The organism is Streptomyces bauhiniae (genome assembly GCF_004784475.1).
Taxonomy (GTDB): domain Bacteria; phylum Actinomycetota; class Actinomycetes; order Streptomycetales; family Streptomycetaceae; genus Streptomyces; species Streptomyces seoulensis.
This window is the reverse complement of sequence record NZ_SRRT01000003.1, coordinates 547,756-565,071: the sequence shown is the minus strand read 5'-3', so window position 1 is coordinate 565,071 and position 17,316 is coordinate 547,756. Positions and strand designations below refer to the sequence as shown.

The 17,316-nt window shown below is 73.0% G+C and carries 15 protein-coding genes; 4 read left to right on the top strand and 11 right to left on the bottom strand.

Going from position 1 to position 17,316, the window contains the following annotated elements; translation table 11 throughout:
• The first annotated feature begins 103 nt into the window (after positions 1–103).
• Positions 104–2,134, top strand: a complete 2,031-nt coding sequence (locus tag E5083_RS12640; protein ID WP_135785735.1) for an MDR family MFS transporter — start codon at positions 104–106, stop codon at positions 2,132–2,134.
• On the opposite strand, the gene E5083_RS12635 is transcribed toward E5083_RS12640, so the two are convergent.
• Both E5083_RS12635 and E5083_RS12630 read right to left on the bottom strand, forming a co-directional pair.
• Positions 2,076–2,621 (bottom strand): GNAT family N-acetyltransferase, encoded by a 546-nt coding sequence (locus E5083_RS12635; RefSeq protein ID WP_425276718.1) that lies wholly within the window; start codon positions 2,619–2,621, stop codon positions 2,076–2,078. The two genes, E5083_RS12640 and E5083_RS12635, sit on opposite strands and share 59 nt — an antisense overlap.
• Before the next feature lie 43 nt (positions 2,622–2,664).
• On the bottom strand, positions 2,665–3,075 hold the full coding sequence (locus E5083_RS12630) for a DnaJ family domain-containing protein (RefSeq protein ID WP_135785734.1): 411 nt from the start codon (positions 3,073–3,075) through the stop codon (positions 2,665–2,667).
• 100 nt (positions 3,076–3,175) lie between these two features.
• Between E5083_RS12630 and E5083_RS12625 the strand changes: the two genes are divergently transcribed.
• Positions 3,176–3,568: a hypothetical protein gene (locus E5083_RS12625; RefSeq protein ID WP_030808015.1), complete on the top strand. Its 393-nt coding sequence runs from the start codon at positions 3,176–3,178 to the stop codon at positions 3,566–3,568.
• Between the two features lie 577 nt (positions 3,569–4,145).
• On the opposite strand, the gene E5083_RS12620 is transcribed toward E5083_RS12625, so the two are convergent.
• Complete coding sequence (locus E5083_RS12620) at positions 4,146–4,817, bottom strand: O-methyltransferase (RefSeq protein WP_135785733.1); 672 nt, start codon at positions 4,815–4,817, stop codon at positions 4,146–4,148.
• 129 nt (positions 4,818–4,946) lie between these two features.
• On the bottom strand, positions 4,947–6,323 hold the full coding sequence (proP, locus tag E5083_RS12615) for a glycine betaine/L-proline transporter ProP (RefSeq protein WP_135785732.1): 1,377 nt from the start codon (positions 6,321–6,323) through the stop codon (positions 4,947–4,949).
• A 310-nt stretch (positions 6,324–6,633) separates the two neighbouring features.
• On the opposite strand from proP, the gene E5083_RS12610 reads away from it, so the two are divergent.
• On the top strand, positions 6,634–8,691 hold the full coding sequence (locus E5083_RS12610) for a bifunctional glycosyltransferase 87/phosphatase PAP2 family protein (protein ID WP_167513525.1): 2,058 nt from the start codon (positions 6,634–6,636) through the stop codon (positions 8,689–8,691).
• Between the two features lie 4 nt (positions 8,692–8,695).
• Positions 8,696–10,126 (top strand): glycosyltransferase family 39 protein, encoded by a 1,431-nt coding sequence (locus tag E5083_RS12605; RefSeq protein ID WP_244317488.1) that lies wholly within the window; start codon positions 8,696–8,698, stop codon positions 10,124–10,126.
• 12 nt (positions 10,127–10,138) lie between these two features.
• On the opposite strand, the gene E5083_RS12600 is transcribed toward E5083_RS12605, so the two are convergent.
• From E5083_RS12600 to E5083_RS12570, 7 genes are all read right to left on the bottom strand, one after another.
• A complete protein-coding gene (locus tag E5083_RS12600; protein ID WP_244317487.1) occupies positions 10,139–10,777 on the bottom strand; it encodes a YoaK family protein in 639 nt (212 codons plus the stop codon).
• A gap of 121 nt (positions 10,778–10,898) precedes the next feature.
• On the bottom strand, positions 10,899–11,315 hold the full coding sequence (locus tag E5083_RS12595) for an aggregation-promoting factor C-terminal-like domain-containing protein (protein WP_135785730.1): 417 nt from the start codon (positions 11,313–11,315) through the stop codon (positions 10,899–10,901).
• 302 nt (positions 11,316–11,617) lie between these two features.
• Positions 11,618–12,439 carry an ECF transporter S component gene (locus tag E5083_RS12590; RefSeq protein WP_135785729.1) on the bottom strand — a complete coding sequence of 274 codons (822 nt, stop codon included), beginning with the start codon at positions 12,437–12,439 and terminating at the stop codon, positions 11,618–11,620.
• Complete coding sequence (locus tag E5083_RS12585; protein ID WP_135785728.1) at positions 12,436–14,088, bottom strand: ABC transporter ATP-binding protein; 1,653 nt, start codon at positions 14,086–14,088, stop codon at positions 12,436–12,438. The genes E5083_RS12590 and E5083_RS12585 overlap by 4 nt, the downstream gene beginning before the upstream one ends.
• Entirely contained in the window at positions 14,085–15,209 is a 1,125-nt protein-coding gene (locus E5083_RS12580) for an energy-coupling factor transporter transmembrane component T (protein ID WP_135785727.1), read from the bottom strand. Before E5083_RS12580 ends, E5083_RS12585 begins: the two co-directional genes overlap by 4 nt.
• The gene (locus E5083_RS12575) at positions 15,202–15,840 is read right to left on the bottom strand and encodes an SCO2322 family protein (RefSeq protein WP_135785726.1); all 639 of its coding nucleotides are present in this window, start codon (positions 15,838–15,840) and stop codon (positions 15,202–15,204) included. Before E5083_RS12575 ends, E5083_RS12580 begins: the two co-directional genes overlap by 8 nt.
• Positions 15,837–17,039 carry an SCO2321 family membrane protein gene (locus tag E5083_RS12570; protein WP_135785989.1) on the bottom strand — a complete coding sequence of 401 codons (1,203 nt, stop codon included), beginning with the start codon at positions 17,037–17,039 and terminating at the stop codon, positions 15,837–15,839. The genes E5083_RS12575 and E5083_RS12570 overlap by 4 nt, the downstream gene beginning before the upstream one ends.
• Positions 17,040–17,316: the final 277 nt, after the last annotated feature.

Here is a 17,316-nt window from a genome sequence, read left to right as displayed (position 1 = left end):
GTTCCGCAGCCCCGGGGGCCTCCTCCGTCACCGCCCCCAACAGGCCGTAACCGCCCCCACCCCCGACCATGGAAGCCGGGCAGACGAGCCTCGGGAGGTCTTCATGGCCCTGGATACGCATGGTGCTGCCGAAGGGGTGCGCCGGGGGGAGCGGGTCGACAAGAGTGTGCTCGTGTCCATCGGGGCCCTGTTGCTCGGGCTGTTGCTGGCCGCGTTGGATCAGACGATCGTGTCTACGGCGTTGCCGACCATTGTCAGTGATCTGGGTGGTCTTGAGCATCTGTCCTGGGTCGTCACGGCGTATCTGCTGGCGTCGACCGCGGCGACCCCGCTGTGGGGGAAGCTGGGGGACCAGTACGGGCGGAAGCGGCTGTTCCAGCTCGCCATTGTGATCTTTCTGATCGGGTCCGCGCTGTGCGGGATGGCGCAGAACATGCCGCAGCTCATCGGGTTCCGGGCGTTGCAGGGGCTCGGCGGTGGCGGGCTGATGGTGCTGTCGATGGCGATCGTCGGCGACATCGTCCCGCCCCGTGAACGCGGCCGGTACCAGGGGCTGTTCGGGGCCGTGTTCGGTGCCACCAGCGTGCTCGGGCCGCTGCTCGGCGGGCTGTTCACCGAGCAACTGAGCTGGCGCTGGGTGTTCTACGTCAACCTGCCCATCGGCATCGTCGCGCTCGTCGTCATCGCCACCGCGCTGCACATCCCGCGCCGCACCTCCCGGCACACCATCGACTACCTCGGCACCCTGCTGATCGCCTCCGTCGCCACCTGCCTGGTGCTGGTCGCCTCGCTCGGCGGGACGACCTGGCCGTGGGCGTCGGGGCAGATCATCGGGCTCGCCGTGCTGGGCGTACTGCTCGCGGTCGCGTTCGTCGCGGTGGAGCGGCGGGCCGCCGAGCCGGTGCTGCCGCTGAAGCTGTTCGGCATCCGCACCTTCACCCTCGCTGCCGTGATCAGCTTCATTGTCGGCTTCGCGATGTTCGGCGCGATGACCTACCTGCCGACCTTCCTCCAGATCGTGCACGGCATCTCGCCCACCATGTCCGGCGTGCACATGCTGCCGATGGTGGTCGGACTGCTGCTGACCTCGACCGTCTCCGGGCAGATCGTCAGCCGCACCGGGCGCTGGAAGGTGTTCCCGGTCGCGGGCACCGCCGTCACCGCGCTCGGCCTGCTCCTGTTGCACCAGCTCGACGAACACAGCTCCACGCTGGAGATGAGCCTGTACTTCTTCGTCTTCGGCCTGGGACTCGGCCTCGTCCTCCAGGTGCTCATCCTCATCGTGCAGAACGCGGTCTCCTACGAGGACCTCGGCGTCGCCACCTCCGGCGCCACCTTCTTCCGCTCCATCGGCGCCTCCTTCGGCGTGGCCATCTTCGGCACCGTCTTCTCGGGCCGCCTCGGCGACAAGCTCGCGGAAGCCTTCCGGGGCGTCCGGCTGCCGCCCGGCGTCTCGCCCGACGCGCTGGAGGCCGACCCGCGCGGCATCGGCGCGCTGCCGCCCCCGCTGCGGCCGGCCGCGCTGCACGCCTTCTCCTCGTCCATCACCGACGTCTTCCTCTACGCCGCCCCCGTCGCGTTCCTCGGCTTCGTGCTGGCCTGGTTCCTCAAGGAGGACCGGCTGCGCGGCTCGGTCACCGCGCCGGACGCCTCCGAGACCATCCCGCCCAACCCCGTCCACCGCTCCTCCTACGAGGAGGTGTGCCGCGCGCTGTCCACGCTCGGCACCCGCGAGGGGCGGCGGGAGATCTACGAGGAGATCACCGCCCGCGCCGGGTACGACCTGCTGCCCGCCGCGAGCTGGATGCTGCTGCGGATGCGCAAGTACGGGTCCGTGGAGCCGTACGTCCTCGCCGAGCGCGCTCCCGTGCCGCTCAGTACGGTGCTGGCCGCCGCCCGGCAGGTCGAGGAGCGGCGGCTCGCCGCGCGCGACGGGCTGGAGCTGTCGCTCACCCCTGCCGGCGCGGAGGTCGCCGGGCGGCTGGCCGAGGCCCGCGAGGACTCGCTTTCCGAGCTGCTGGGGGACTGGTGGGAGCCCGGACGGCCCACGGATCTGGTGCAGTTGGTGAAGGAACTCACCGCCGAGCTGTGCGGTTCCGAGCGGGAGCGGCCGCAGGTGCGGAAGCCGGGCTGAGGTCCTTGGTGAACCAGTGCTCGGCGTACGGGTCCTCGTTGTGCCGTTCCGTCTCGGTGTAGCCGAGCCGGGCGTACAGGGTGCGGGCCTCGACCAGGTCGGTGCGGGTGTCCAGGATCATCCGGCGGGCGCCCAGGGCGCGGGCGGCGTCCTCGGCGGCGCGGACCAGGGGGGTGGCGCCGCCCCGGCCGCGCGTGTGCTCGTACAGGAAGACGCGGGTCAGTTCCGCGGTGTCCGGGGCGAGCAGCCGTACGCCCGCCGAGCCGGCCGGTTCACCTCCGTACCGCGCCACCAGCAACTCGCCTGTCGGCAGGGCGAGTTCGGCGCCGGTGCGGGCCGCGATCTCCCGCTCCAGCTCGGCCGGGTCCGTGCGGTGTCCCTCGTGGAGGAGGTACCAGCGGTCGCTGACCTCGGTGTAGTACGCCCGCCAGAGGGCGGCGGCCACGGGGGAGTCGTACGGCTCCGGGGCGATGGTCCACGTCGTCATGCGGGCCATCCCAGCCGGGGCGCGGGGCGCGGGCAAGCGGGTTTCAGGCGCCGGTGGCCCTCAGGCGCCGCCACTCGGCCACGACCTCGTCCACGTCGTACGGCTTCTTGCCCAGCGGCGGGCCCGGCGGGGGCCGGAACATCATGTCCTTGATCTTGACGTTGACGGCCGTGATGATCTCCCGGACGGCACGCTCCGAGGGTGCCGCGTACGCCGCGGCGAGGGCGTCCTCGGCCTCCTTGCGCAGGGCGAGCGACGGGGGCAGTACGGCCAGGCCCTCGCGGGCCATCTTCCGTTTGACCCACCAGAGTTCGTCGTACGCGGAGTCCAGGCCGGCGGGCAGGGGCTCGCCGGTGCCGGGCAGCGCGTCGAACTCGCCCCGGCGCTGGGCGGCGTTGATCTGGTGGTCGACCCAGGACTCGAACGGGACACCCGGTGGCTTTCGCTCGGTCATGCCCCCCATTGTGCCGGACGTGGACGAGCCGGGCGTTCTATCATGCGGCGGCGGTGCGGCGATCAGGGGTCCGCGCCAAGGGGCTTCAGGGGGAACACGCGTGCTCGAACTCACCATGGCCGCCGTCTCCAGCGAGGAAGCGGGTGCCACGGCCGGCATGACCATGGCCGAGGCACCCAGCGAACCGGGCGCGGCGCTCCGCGTGGGCCGGGACGGCGCGGTGTGCCGGCTGGTCACCCCGGAGGACTGGCTCTTCGTCTCCCGCGTCCACCTGGAGTTCCTCTGCGGCCCCGACGGCGGCTGGCAGCTCTCCTGGCTCCACGGCTCCCAGCCCGACCCCTCCTCCGAGGTCCGCCTCACGGTCGGCGAATACGCCCAGACCGTCCCCTACGGCGGCTCCGTCCGCCTCCCCCGAGGAGCCTCCGGCGAGGTCGTCATCCAGGACCGCACGGCTCCGCGCAGCGTGAACGTGGGGTTCTACCACGAGGTGTAGCTGCCGGCGGCTTGGCGAGGTGTAGCTGCCGCCTGCTCAGCGATGAGGCGTGGCTGCCGCCGGCGTAGGGATGAGGGGGCCCTCCGTTCCGCGAGGTGAGGTGTCCCCTCCGGGGCATTGCGGGGACGCCTGTGCCGAGCGGGTCCTCAGCCGGAGGTCGGCGGGTTCGCGTGGGAACGGCGTTCCGTGCCGCTGTCGGCTTTGTGGGCCAGGCTTTCGCCGGGGGCGGTGCTGAGATGCCACAGCGGGGTGGTTCCCCTGGCCGGGGGCCCGTGGCCTTGGAGGCGTACGCCGGGCGCACCGGTGCGCTGTCGGTCGACCCGCCCCCGGCTCCTGCGGGGCTGGCTGCCCGCCGGGCGCCCGTGCGGCGTGAGTGCCGGGATCGAGGTCGGCCGGGTCGTGCGGACGGCGTTCCCGCCGTCAGGACCCCAGGGCGCTGACGGCGGGCCGGTGCTGTCGGCCCTGGGGGCCAGGCTGTCCGCCGGGCGCATCGGCGCTCTGTCGGCCGACCGGTGTACCCGGCTCAGCGGGGTGGCCGGGCCGCTCGCGTTGGCGGGCTCCCGCCCCCGCGCCGAGGTCAGCCCACCACCCGTGCCAGTGCGAAGCCGTCGTAGCCCTTGTTGCCCACCGTCTGGAGGGCGGTGCCCGTCAGGCGGGGGTGGTCGGCGATGAGGTCGATGGCGGTGCGGGTGCCGGTGATGGCGGGGTCGGTGCTGGTGGGGTCGGCCACGTGGCCGTCGCGGACGACGTTGTCGAGGATGATGAGGCTGCCGGTGCGGGTGAGGCGGAGGGCCCATTCGACGTAGTGCGGGTTGTTGGCCTTGTCGGCGTCGATGAAGACCAGGTCGAAGGGGGCCGGGTTCTCGTCGGCGAGGTTGGGGAGGGACTCCAGGGCCGGGCCGACCCGTACGTCGACCATCCGGTCCAGGCCCGCGCGAGCGATGTTGCGGACGGCCACGTCGGCGTGTTTCGGGCTGTGCTCCAGCGTGACCACGCGGCCGTCCTCGGGGAGGGCGCGCGCCAGCCAGATGGTGCTGTACCCGCCGAGGGTGCCGATCTCCAGCACCGTACGCGCGCCCTGGATCTGCGCGAGGAGCTGGAGGAACTTGCCCTGGGTCGGGGTCACCGCGATGGACGGCAGCCCGGCCGCCTCCGAGTCGCGCAGCGCGGCCCGCAGGACGTCGTCGTCCGGCGCGAGCCGGCTGGTGAAGTAGAGGTCGACGTCGTCCCACCGCTGCGACTCGCTCATGCGTGTGCTGCCTTTCCCGAGTGTCCGCTCAAAGCCTCTGCCAGGGTCCATGGTGCCCCCGGACAGACAGAAGTGGGCGCGGGAACCGTACGTACGGTTCCCGCGCCCACCTCGCCCGGAGAAGAAGCCCTACTGCTTGGCCTCCACCGCGGGCGGCGAACCCGGCAGCGGACGGCCGGCGGACTCGCTCATGCGCCACACCGCGAAGCCACCGATGACGGCGGCCGCCATCATGTAGTACGCGGGCATCATCAGGTTGCCGGTCGCCCCGATCAGCGCGGTGACCACCAGCGGGGTCGTACCGCCGAACAGGGACACCGAGACGTTGAAGCCGATCGACAGCGAGCCGTAGCGGACGCGGGTCGGGAACAGCGCCGGGAGCGCGGCCGGCATGGCGGCGGTGAAGCAGACCAGCAGCAGACCCAGCGCGCCCATGCCGAGCGCGACGGCGAGCAGGCTGCCCTGGCGGATCAGCAGCAGGGCCGGGATCGACAGGAACAGGAAGCCCGCACAGCCCGCGGCGATCACCGGACGGCGGCCGACGCGGTCGGTCAGGGCGCCCGCGAACGGCTGGACGATCATCATCAGCGCCATCACACCGAGCACGACCAGCAGACCGTGCGTCTCGTCGTACTTCAGCTCACTGGTGAGGAAGCTCGGCATGTACGACAGCAGCATGTAGTCGGTGACGTTGAAGACGAGCACCAGGCCCATGCACAGCAGCAGCGACTGCCACTGGCCCGCGACCATCTCGCGCAGCGGCACCTTCGGCCGGTTGTTCTCGGCCTTCTCGACCTCGGCGGCGAACGCCGGGGTCTCCTCCAGGCGCATCCGCAGGTACAGACCGATGATGCCCATCGGACCGGCGATCAGGAACGGGATGCGCCAGCCCCAGGAGAGCAGGTCGTCGCTGGAGAGCAGGGCCGTCATCAGCGTGACCAGACCGGCGCCGCCGATGTAACCGGCGAGCGTGCCGAACTCCAGCCAGCTCCCGAGGAAGCCGCGCTTCTTGTCGGGCGCGTACTCGGCGATGAAGGTCGAGGCACCGGCATACTCACCGCCGGTGGAGAAGCCCTGCACCAGCCGGGCCGCCAGCAGCAGCAGCGGGGCGCCGACACCGATGGAGGCGTACGAAGGAATCAGGCCGATGGCGAACGTGCCCGCCGCCATCATGATCATCGTGACGGCAAGGACCTTCTGGCGCCCCACCCGGTCGCCCAGCGGGCCGAAGACCATACCGCCGAGGGGACGGACGAGGAAGGCCGCGGCAAAGGCGCCGAACGTCGAGAGGAGCTGTGCAGTCGCGTTCCCGGAAGGGAAGAAGACTTTGCCCAGCGTCACGGCGATGTAGCTGTAGACGCCGAAGTCGAACCACTCCATGGCGTTGCCGAGTGCAGCCGCCTTGACGGCGCGCTTGACGAGCGCGGGGTCGGTGACCGTGGGCTCTGCCTGGGCCTTCGGGGTCCGAAGAGACTTCGGACGGGGACTGACAGCGGTGGCGGCCAAAACGGAACTCGCCTGCCTTTCGACGGGGACACGGGCAACGCCGGACGGACGACGGCGATGACGTGCGTCAGGCAGAAATACGACGATAGGAGAGTTTCAGCCCCTTACGTCCTGTGCGCGGAACGTTGCGTTCTGCAAAGAAACCGCGTCTACGCTGGTACGTCTGCCCTGTTCGCCGAGCATGATCCGCAGCAAAAATGTGATCCATATCGCGCTCCGGAGCGGAAACCGCACCCCCTTCGGACTATCGTCATCCGGACAAATGGGGGACGGACATCCGGTGACGCGATGGGGCGGGAGGCCACGAGGCGTGGTGGACGTGGAGCACGGCGGACGGTCGGCGGACACCCTGACGACGGCCGGAGCCGGCCCCAGAGCCCGGCTGCGCGCCGCCAGACTCGCCCTGTGGGCGGTCGCCGCGATCCTCGCCGCCCGGCAGATGGCCCTCGTCCTCACCACCCCGAGCGGGCAGCGCCTCACCGACCTGGAGACCTGGGTCGGCCCCGAGGGCGTCCTGCACGTCAACGGCTCCCTGTACGACTCCACCCGGTTCACCGGCACCCCCTTCGCCGGCCTGGTCCTCAAGCCGCTCACCCGCGCCGCCGAACAGGCCCTCGGCTGGGGCTGGACCTTCGGCACCCTGCTGCTGGTGGTCGCCCTCGGCCTGGTCGTCGCCCGCGCGCTGCCCCGGCCCGTGGGGCGCCGTACCGCCCTGCTGGCCGCCCCGGTCGCCATCAGCCTCCTCATGCTGTCGCTGCCGGTCCGCAACACCCTGTGGCTCGGCCAGACCAGCGTGATCCCGGTCCTGCTCGTCCTGCTGGGCTGCTTCAGCGTGCGCGGCGAACGCACCTCGGGCGTGCTGGTCGGCCTGGCCGCCGCCCTCCAGCCGACGGTGCTGCTCTTCGCCCCGCTGCTCTGGTTCACCGGCCGCCGCCGGGCCGCGCTCAGCGCCGCCGCCACCTTCGCCGGGGGCACCCTGCTCGCCTGGGCCGCGATGCCGGGCGACTCCCTCACCTACTGGGTGCACCACATGGCGGGCGTCGGCCTCGGCGGCAGCGCCGACGCGCTCGCCAACCAGTCCCTGCACGGCGCCCTGCTCCGGTCCGGGCTCAGCGGACCGCTGGAGATCGCGCTCTTCCTGCTGCTCGGCGCGGCCGTCGCCGTGCTCGCGCTGCGCCGGGCCGTGGGCTACGCCCGTGACGGGCAGCTCCTGCTCGCCGTCGCCGTCACCGGGTGCGCGGCCGTCGCCGTCTCCCCGACGACCTGGCAGCACCAGCTCCTCTGGGTGCTGCTCGCGGTGGTCGGCCGGGTCGGGACGCGGGCCGCCGACCGTACCGTCTGGCCGGTCGCGGTGGTCCTGGTGACCACGCTCCCGGCGACGATGATGCTGCCGAACACGCCGGTGCTGTACCCGCTGCGGGACAACCTCGTTCTCCTCGCCGCCCTGGCCGCCGCGACCGCCGTCCCCTTCCTGCCGTGCAGCTCCCCGTACTACGACGTCCCGGCGCCCACCGCGTACGCCCGTCAGGTCCCGGCCCGGTTCAGGCACGTACCGCTGCTGCCGTTCCTGCGGCGCGCGCTCACCCGGCCCAATCTGCTGCTGGAGCTGCTGCTCATCCGGGTCACCTACGCCGCCTACGCGCAGGTGCGGCTCGCGGCGACCGGGGGCAGCAACGAACTCGGGCGCGCGACCGCCGAGCACCACGGGCGGCTGGTGCTCGACGCCGAGCGGGTCCTGCGCATCGACATCGAGCACGCCGTCAACCACGCGGTCGTCCAGGTGGGCTGGCTGCGGGAGTTCCTCGACTTCTACTACGAGTCCTTCCACTTCGTCCTCCCGCTGACCGTGCTCGCCGTCCTCTACTGGCGCCGCCCGGTCGACTACCGCTGGGCCCGGACCTCCCTCGGCTTCGCCACGTTCCTCGCGCTGATCGGCTTCTGGCTGTTCCCGCTGGCTCCGCCGCGGCTGATGCCGGGGCTCGGCTTCGTGGACACCGTGCACGGCGCGCAGGACCTCGCCAATCCGGACTACGGCGCGATGACCGCGATCACCAACCAGTACGCGGCGATGCCCTCGCTGCACTTCGGCTGGTCGCTGTGGTGCGGGGTGGTCATCGCGGTACTCGCGCCGCGCTGGTGGATGAAGGGGCTGGGGCTGCTGCATCCGCTGTTCACCGTCACGGCGATCGTGGCCACGGCCAACCACTGGGTGCTGGACGCGGTCGGCGGGGCACTGGTGGTGGGCGGCGGCTTCGCGCTCACGTACGTGCTGGTCGGGCCCCGGGGAATCGCCGCCTCCGGTGAGATCGGACGGCCGCCGGGGCCGCGCAAGCCGCAGGAACAGTCGCAGTCGGTCACCTCCGGCTGAGGCGGTGAACGCCCCGACGCGAGACCTGGACCGCCCGCTCGCGCCGCCCCGCGCTCCGGAGCGGCGCACCACGGCACCGGTACTCGTGCCCGCCGTACTCGCCACGGCCCTCGGGCTGTGGGGCCTGACCCGCCAGAGCAGCATGTGGCGCGACGAGTCCGTCACCTACCAGGTCGCCCACCGCCCGCTCGGCCAACTCCTCGCGCTGCTGGGCCATATCGACGCCGTGCACGGCCTCTACTACCTGCTCATGCACGCCGTCTTCGCCCTCTGGGACGGCGGTCTGGTCGCCCTCCGCCTGCCCTCGGTACTGGCCACCGCCCTCGCCGCCGCCGGGGTCGGGGCCCTCGGCACCCGTCTCGCCGGCCCCCGGACCGGCGTCCTCGCGGGCGTGCTGTTCGCCCTCTTCCCGGCGACGCAGCAGTACGCACAGGAGGGACGGTCGTACGCCCTCGTCACCGCCGGTGTGGTCTGGGCGACGTACCTCTTCCTGCGCGGGCGGTGGGTGGGGTACGGGATGGTGCTGGCGGTCGCGTGCTGGGTGCACGAGTTCGCCGCACTGGTGCTGTGCGCCCACGCGGTGACGCTGCGGCTGCTGGGGGTGCCGTGGCGCAGATGGGCTGTGGCGGCAGCCGGGGTACTGATGTCGGTGGCTCCCCTGGCGGTGGTCAGCGCCCGGCAGGCCGACCGGCAACTCGGCTGGCTGGGCCGCCCGAGCGCAGCCATGTGGCTCGCGTTCCTCGCCGTATCGGCGCTGGGCCTACTACTGAGCCGCGTCCTGGCCGACCGGACGGTGACCGCCCTCGCCCTGCCCCTGCTGATCGTCCCGCCCGGCCTGCTGATCACCGCCTCCCTGCTCAAGCCGTGGTACGTCGACCGGTACGTCCTGTACGCCTTGGCGGGCCTGGCCCTACTCGGCGGCCTCGCGCTGGACCGCTTACCGGCGCACCTCGGCAGGATCGCCGCCTGCGTGCTGGCCGTGGTCCTGCTCCCCGCGTCCCTGTCGGTCCGCACCCCGGAGAGCCGCAAGGACGACGTGGTGGCGGTCGCCGACACCGTACGGAAGCTGTCCCGCCCCGGCGACGGCGTACTGTTCCTCCCGTCCCGCCGCCGCGAATGGCTGCTGTCGTATCCCACGGTGTACGCCCGCTTGGACGACCTGGCCCTGGCCCGTTCCCCGGCCGCCTCCCACACCCTCGAGGGCACGGAACTCCCTTCAGCCACCATCCGCTCCCACCTCCTGGCCGCGTCCCGCGTGATCGCCCTCACCGACCCGGAGGGCCAGCCCCTCGACCCGTTTCCGCAGGAGTCGGTCAAGCGCCGGACGCTGCGGGAGCACTTCCAGGAGTGCGAGCGGGTGCGGGTGTGGGGCGCCCAGGTGGTGGTCTACGTACGCGAGCCGGGCCCCGGCTCGGCTGAGGGCTGCCGGGATTAGCGGGGGTGCGGCTCACTCGCCGTCCGGGGCCAGGACCGCCAGTACCGCCGACGCCACGGCGGCAAGCAACAGCGGGATGCCCAAGCCATGGTGGAGGACCAGCCAGGCGCCCAGGCAGGCGCCTGCGAACATGGACACGACTGCGGCCGTGCGGCGGGGGGAGCGGTTCGCGGTGCCGCTGCCGAGGCGGGACTCGGCGGCCAGGCCCGTCAGGGTCATCGTGAGGACGGTGGTGGTGAGGTCGGGGACGCCCAGGGCGCGGACGGTGGCGTTGCGTAGGCCCATGGCGAGCGCGGTCAGGGCGATCAGGGCGTAGCGGGTGCCGGGGCGTTCGGGCCAGGTCAGGGCGATGGCCGCCGCGGCGCCTACCAGCAGGGCTTCCACGATCAGGGTCGGCCGGGTCGCGCGCCGGACGCGGGCGGTGAGGCGGCCGCCCGCTGCCGCGCCGATCAGGAAGCAGCCCAGCGAGGTGGCCGTGAGCGGTACGGAGAAGCCGGGGGCGCCGACGGCGGCGAAGCCGAGGATGACTACGTTGCCGGTCATGTTGGCCGTGAAGACGCGGCCGAGGCCCAGATAGCCGACCGCGTCGATCAGCCCGCTCACCACGGTCAGTACGAGCAGGACCCACGGGAGCCGCATCGTCCTCGGCATCGCGTCCTCCGGTCGGGCGGGCGGGGGCCGGACCAGTGGACCACGGGGGTGCGGACATACGCGCGCACCCTCGCCGAGCGGTGGCGAGGGTGCGCGAAGAAGGGGAAGGAAGGGGGGCGGCTCAGTACCAGCCGTTGGCCTGCCAGAAGTTCCACGCCTGGACGGGGCTGCCGTAGCGGGAGTTCATGTAGTCCAGGCCCCACTTGATCTGGGTCGCGGGGTTGGTCTTCCAGTCGGAACCGGCCGAGGACATCTTGGAGGCCGGGAGGGCCTGCACCAGGCCGTACGCGCCGGAGGAGCTGTTCTTGGCGGAGACGTTCCAGCCGCTCTCGTGCTCGACGATCTTGCTGAACGCGTTGTACTGCGCCGAGTCCGGGATCATCTTGTGCGCGACGGACTGCGCCGAGGACGGCGACGGGTTCGTCGCGGCCTGGGCGGGGGCGGTGCCGAGGGCGACACCGGCGACACCGGCGGCCAGGGCGGCCACGGTGACGGCCTTCTTCGGAGAAGCGATGCGGCGGATGGCGGAGAACGACACGAAAACCTCTTACGTTGGGGACGACGGGTCGCCGTTCGCGTTCCAGCACGCTCCGCGTGGTGGCCGCATGCGTCGGCGCCGCGGCCGTTGAGGACCGTGGCGCCAGGCGACGGCCTCCAGAGAAGCAAGCTTCCGAAACGTCCGCAATCCCCCCTTTTACTAGTTGTGGCCGGACCGCCGGGAGTGCCCCCTTGTGTGACCGGCCTCTCAAAGTGCAGGTCAGCGGTGCTGCAAGAAGGTGCATAAAGGACAGAAAGGTCTACGATCCGAGGCCGTAGGTGACCTCGGTCATATGGGCTGCCTCACGCACCGGGCGCCTCGAAGGTGACCGGCGTCTCGAAGGCGGCCCGGCGGGTCGCCCGGCGCAGGGCACGCAGCACGGCCGGGCCGAGGGTCAGGGTGAGGACGACCGTGCAGACGGCCCGGCCCAGGTCCCAGCCCATGGAGGTGGCCAGACAGTAGGCGAGGAAGCGGGCCAGGTTGGCGGGGACGGCCGCGTGCGGGTCGAAGGAGATGTTCGAGGCCATGGTCCCCATGAACGGCCACCCCGCCAGGTTCATGATCGTCCCGTAGGCGAAGGCCGCGAGGAAGCCGTAACAGGCGAGCAGTGCCAGCTCGGAACGCCCGCGCAGGCGGGCGGCGCCCGGCAGCAGCCCCGCGCCCATGGTGAACCAGCCCATCGCCAGCATCTGGAACGGCATCCACGGCCCGACCCCGCCGGTCAGCAGCGCGGACGCGAACATCGTCACCGAGCCCAGTACGAACCCGAAGCCGGGCCCGAGCACCCGCCCGCTGAGCACCAGCAGGAAGAACATCGGCTCGATGCCCGCCGTCCCCGCGCCGATCGGCCGCAGGGCCGCCCCCGTCGCCGCGAGCACCCCCAGCATGGCGACAGCCTTGGGACCGAGCCCCGACTCCGAGATGGTCGCCGCCACCACCGCGACCAGCAGCACCAGCAGCCCCGCGAACAGCCAGGGCGCGTCCTCGGCATGCGCGCTGACCTGCGAGTCCGGCGGCGCGAGGAACGGCCACCCGAACGCGGCCACCCCGACCGCGCCGACCAGCACGAGCGCGGCGACGGACCGGGGACCGAGCCGGACGGCGTGGACGGCTATACGGCTCATGCCAGCGCCTTCCGTACCTCGGACACCGTCAGCCAGGGCTGCGGGGCCAGGATCTTGGTGACCTGGGGTGCGAAGGAGGGGGAGGAGACCACGATGTCGGCCGTGGCGCCGTCGGCTATCACCTCGCCGTCCGCCAGCAGCACCACCCGGTGCGCGATCTCGGCGGCCAGCTCCACGTCGTGCGTGGCCAGCACCAGGGCGTGCCCCTCGGCCGCCAGCCCGCGCAGCACGGCGACCAGGCGGGCCTTGGCCGCGTAGTCCAGGCCGCGCGTCGGCTCGTCCAGCAGGAGCAGCGGGGGGCGCGCCGTCAGGACGACGGCGAGCGCGAGGGCGAGACGCTGGCCCTCGGAGAGGTCGCGGGGGTGGGTGTCGTCGGTGATGCCGGGCAGCAGCTCCGTCACCAGCGCCCGGCACGTGCCGGGGGCGGCGTCCGCGTCCTTGTCGGCGGCGACGCACTCGGCGCCCACCGTGTCGGCGTACAGCAGATCGCGCGGCTCCTGCGGCACCAGGCCGACCCGGCGCACCAGTTCGGCGGGCTTCAGCCGGTGCGGGGCGGCCCCGCCGACCTGGACGGAACCGGAGGTGGGCGCGACGAGCCCGACCAGGGAGCCGAGCAGGGTGGACTTTCCGGCGCCGTTGCGGCCCATCAGGGCGACGGTCTCGCCGGGGGCGACGGTGAGGTCCACACCGCGCAGCGCGTCGACCCGGCCCCGGCGTACGGCGAGCTCCCGGACCTCGGCTACCTGCGGCTCGGCGGGGGCGGCTGCGCGCCGGAAACGGCGGCGGGGTGCCGGGACGGCGGCTCGGGCGAAACTCCGCTCCTCCCTGATGAGATCGGCCAGGCTCTCCCGCAGCGGCCCCGCCCTGCGCCGCGCGTCCCGGACGGTCAGCGGCAGGGGGCTCCAGCCGGCCAGCCGGCCCAGCTCGACCACCGGGGGTGTCACCGGGGACACGGCCATCATCTCGGCCGGGGCGCCGAGGACCGGGGGAGCACCGGGCGCGGGCAGCAGCACGACCTGGTCGGCGTACTGGACGACCCGCTCCAGCCGGTGTTCCGCCATGAGGACCGTGGTGCCCAGGTCGTGCACCAGACGTTGCAGGACCGCGAGGACCTCCTCCGCCGCCGCCGGGTCCAGCGCCGAGGTCGGCTCGTCCAGGACCAGGACGCGGGGGTGCGGGGTGAGCACCGAGCCGATGGCGACCCGCTGGCGCTGCCCGCCGGACAGGGTGCCGAGGGAACGGTCCCGCAGATCGGCGAGGCCCAGCAGGTCGAGCGTCTCCTCCACCCGGCGCCGCATCACCTCGGGAGCGAGGCCCAACGACTCCATGCCGTAGGCGAGTTCGTCCTCCACGGTGTCCGTCACGAAGTGCGCGAGCGGGTCCTGGCCCACCGTGCCGACCACGTCGGCCAGTTCGCGCGGCTTGTGGGTGCGGGTGTCCCGGCCCGCCACCGTGACCCGGCCGCGCAGGGTGCCCCCGGTGAAGTGCGGGACCAGTCCGCTGACCGCGTTCAGGATCGTCGACTTGCCCACCCCGGACGGCCCGACGAGCAGCACGAGTTCACCCTCGGGCACCTCGAAGTCCACGCCCCGGACGGTCGGTTCGGCCGCGCCGTCGTAGGTGACGGCGACGTCCTCGAAGCGGATCACGACGGCTCCTTGCGGTCCTGGGGTACGACGAGCACGGGCAGCAGGCCCAGCAGGATGGCGGCGGCCGGCCACAGCGGCAGCGCGGGCGCGGCCAGCGGGACGACACCGGGATTGAGCGCGCCCGGATCGCGTACGGCGGCCAGCGCGAGCAGCGCGGCGACGGCCGCGCCCGACCCCGCCACCAGCCACGCCCGCACCCCCCACGGCGCCGGCCGGTACCGGGTGCGCGGCGAGCGCCGGCCGCCCAGGCGCAGCCCGGCGAGCGCGGCCAGCGCCCCGGCGAGCAGCAGCGGCATCCCGTACACCCCGCCCTCGGCGGTGAGCAGCCCGTAGGTGCCCGCGCAGACCCCGAGCAGTCCGCCCAGGGTGAGCGCGGTGGTCGTCCGGCGCACCGGCGCGGGCACCTCGGCGGTACGGCCGTAGCCGCGCGCGTCCATCGCGGCGGCCAGTGCGACCGAGCGCTCCAACGCGCCCTCCAGCACCGGGAGTCCGACCTGGAACAGCCCCCGCACCCCCCGGTCCGGGCGCCCGCGCAGGCGGCGGGCGGCACGCAACCGCTGTACGTCGGCGATGAGATGCGGCGCGAAGGTCAGCGCGACCACCACCGCCACCCCCGCCTCGTACAGCGCGCCCGGCAGCGACTTGAGCAGCTTGGCCGGACTGGCCAGGGCGTTCGCGGCGCCGACGCAGACCAGGAGGGCCGCCAGTTTCAGGCCGTTGTAGCCGGAGAACAGCAGCGCCTCCGCCGACACCGGTCCGCCCAGCCGGATGCCCTGCGCCCAGGCGGGCAGCGGGATCTCGGGCAGCGTGAACAGCACATGCGTCCCCGGCACCGGCGAGCCGAGCACGGCCGTGAACGCCAGCCGGATCAGCAGCACGGCGACGGCCAGCTTGGCGAACGCCGTGTACGAGCGGGCCCACGGCGCGCTGGAGCGGTGGACCGCCACCACATAGCCCGCCACCGCCATCAGCAGGGCGAGCAGCAGCGGGTTGGTGGTGCGGGTGGCGGCCGTGCCGAGCCCCAGCGACCACAACCACCAGGCGCCGGGGTGCAGTTCGAAACGTGCCCGCCTGCGGACGGGCACGGCGGTACGGGCGGCGCGGACGCCGGTGTCAGGCATTCCGGCGCCGCCGCGCCTGCCAGAACGCCGCCCCGCCGAGCACGGCGACGACGCCGATGCCGAGGGGGAGGCCCAGGGAGGGGCCGTCGTCCTTGGGAGCGGCCTGCTTGCCCGACGGCTTCTCGTCGGCCGCCACCTGCTCCCCGCAGCCCCGCGCCGGATACCCGGAGATCGCGCACAGCAGGGCGTTGCTGTCGTAGCGCAGCGGCTTGGCCGCTTCGGCCAGGGCCTCGGCGGTGCTCGCGTCGGGGGCGACGCGGGCGCAGACCGTACGCGTGGCCGGCGGGGTCTCCCCGGAGGGGGCGTCGGCCCTGGTGCCGAAGTCGAGGACGAGTGCGACCCGCTTGGTGCCCGCCTTCGCGGGTGTCTTCGCGCAGATCGAGCCGAAGTCCGCCGCGCCGCGCGGCCGGTTGGCGTCCGAGGAGTCCGCGCTGACCGCGAACCGGAAGCCCTGCACCGAGCCGTCGTCGGGACGCTCGGAGGCCGGGCCCTGGGTGGCGTACGTCCACCGGTCGCCGGAGCGGTCCCAGAAGGACCAGTACCGGTATCCGGCGGCCTGCGCCTCGGCGGCAACGGCGAGGACGAGGAGGGACGCGACCAGCAGGGCCGCGGCACGGCGGACCGAGGTCACGGGCGGTTCTTCTTCCGGCCGCTGAACAGGAAGCCGACGCCGATACCGGCGACCAGGCCCACGCCGATGATCCACCACACGCTGTTGCCGGACTTCTCGGTGGCCTTCTTCTCCGGGGCGGCGGCCTGCTTCGCCGGGGCCGGGCCCAGCTTGTCCAGGGCGCGGACCAGGTCGGTCCCGCCGAAGTCGTGCGGGTCGGCGCCGATGGCGTGCGCGCTCAGGACGAGCTGGGCGTAGGCGGCCGGGCCGCTCTGCTCCGCCCACTTCGCGGCGTTCTTCTCCAGCCAGGCGTACGGCTTCTTCGCCTGCTCGGTCCAGCCGTCGGCGGCCAGCGCCACCACGGTGTCGGCGGTGTTGCCGAAGTCGGGCTGGTTCTCGGCGCCGGGCATCGCGGACATCAGGTGGCCGGACTTGGAGACGGCGCCGATGAGGTACGCGGAGGCGTTGTCGGCCAGGCGGGCCGGGGTCGCCTTGCCGTCGGAGGCACAGGCGGGGGCCTTGTCGCGGGCCTTGCCGGACTCCACGACGAAGCCCTTGCCGAGCGCGCCGAGCACACCGGCGGCCGTGGCGTCCGCGTTGGCCTCCAGCTCGCCCTTCTTGTCCGGCTGGAAGGCGAGCGCGCCGCCGCCCTTCTGGGCACAGGGCACGGCGAACGAAGCCAGCGCGTCGTCGGGGGTCTTGCCCTTGCCGCGCAGCCCGGCCGGCTTCTCCCCTGCGGCGGCCAGCGCGCCCACCACGACGGAGGTGGAGTTGGTGTCGCTCGGGCCGCCGGGGGAGTAGCCCCAGCCGCCGTCCTTGTTCTGCTGAGCCTTCAGCCAGGTGACGGCCTTGCCGGTCACGTCCTCGTGGCCGCCGAGCGCGGCGAGCGCCTGGACGGCGGCGGCCGTGCTGTTGGTGTCCGTCTGCGCGCCCTTGCCGCCGCACGGCTTGCCGGTGTCGGCGCGGAAGGAGGCGAAACCGCCGTCGGCGCACTGCTGGCCGGTCAGCCACGTCACGGCCTGGTCCGCGGGCTTCTCACCGGCGGTGTGCTGCGCGAGCAGGGCGAGGGACTGGCGCCAGACGCCGTCGTACGTGGGGTCGCCCTTGCCGAACAGCCCGGCCGGGACCGTCGCCTTCGGGGACGGGGCGGCCGTGGCGGGCGCGGCTGCGGCCAGCACGCCTATGGCGGCGAGAGCCGCGGCACTGCGGCGGACGTTCATGGTCGGCGACTGCCTCTCCTGCGAGGAGCCGACGCGCACGGGAACCACCCCGGCGGCCCGGCCCCGTATGCCTCGACGGTGCCGTGCGGGGCACAGCGCCCCGCACGTGAGCCGGTCAACCTCCCGTCGGGGCGTTCCGGCTCACCGGGCCCGGGGGCGCCGGATGACGGTTGCGGGTCAGCGCCGGAATCGCACCGGCTTCCCCCCGTACGGGTGTATGACGACCACGCCACTTTACCGGGGGCCGCAAAGCCGCCGGTCGTGGCGTGAATCACCT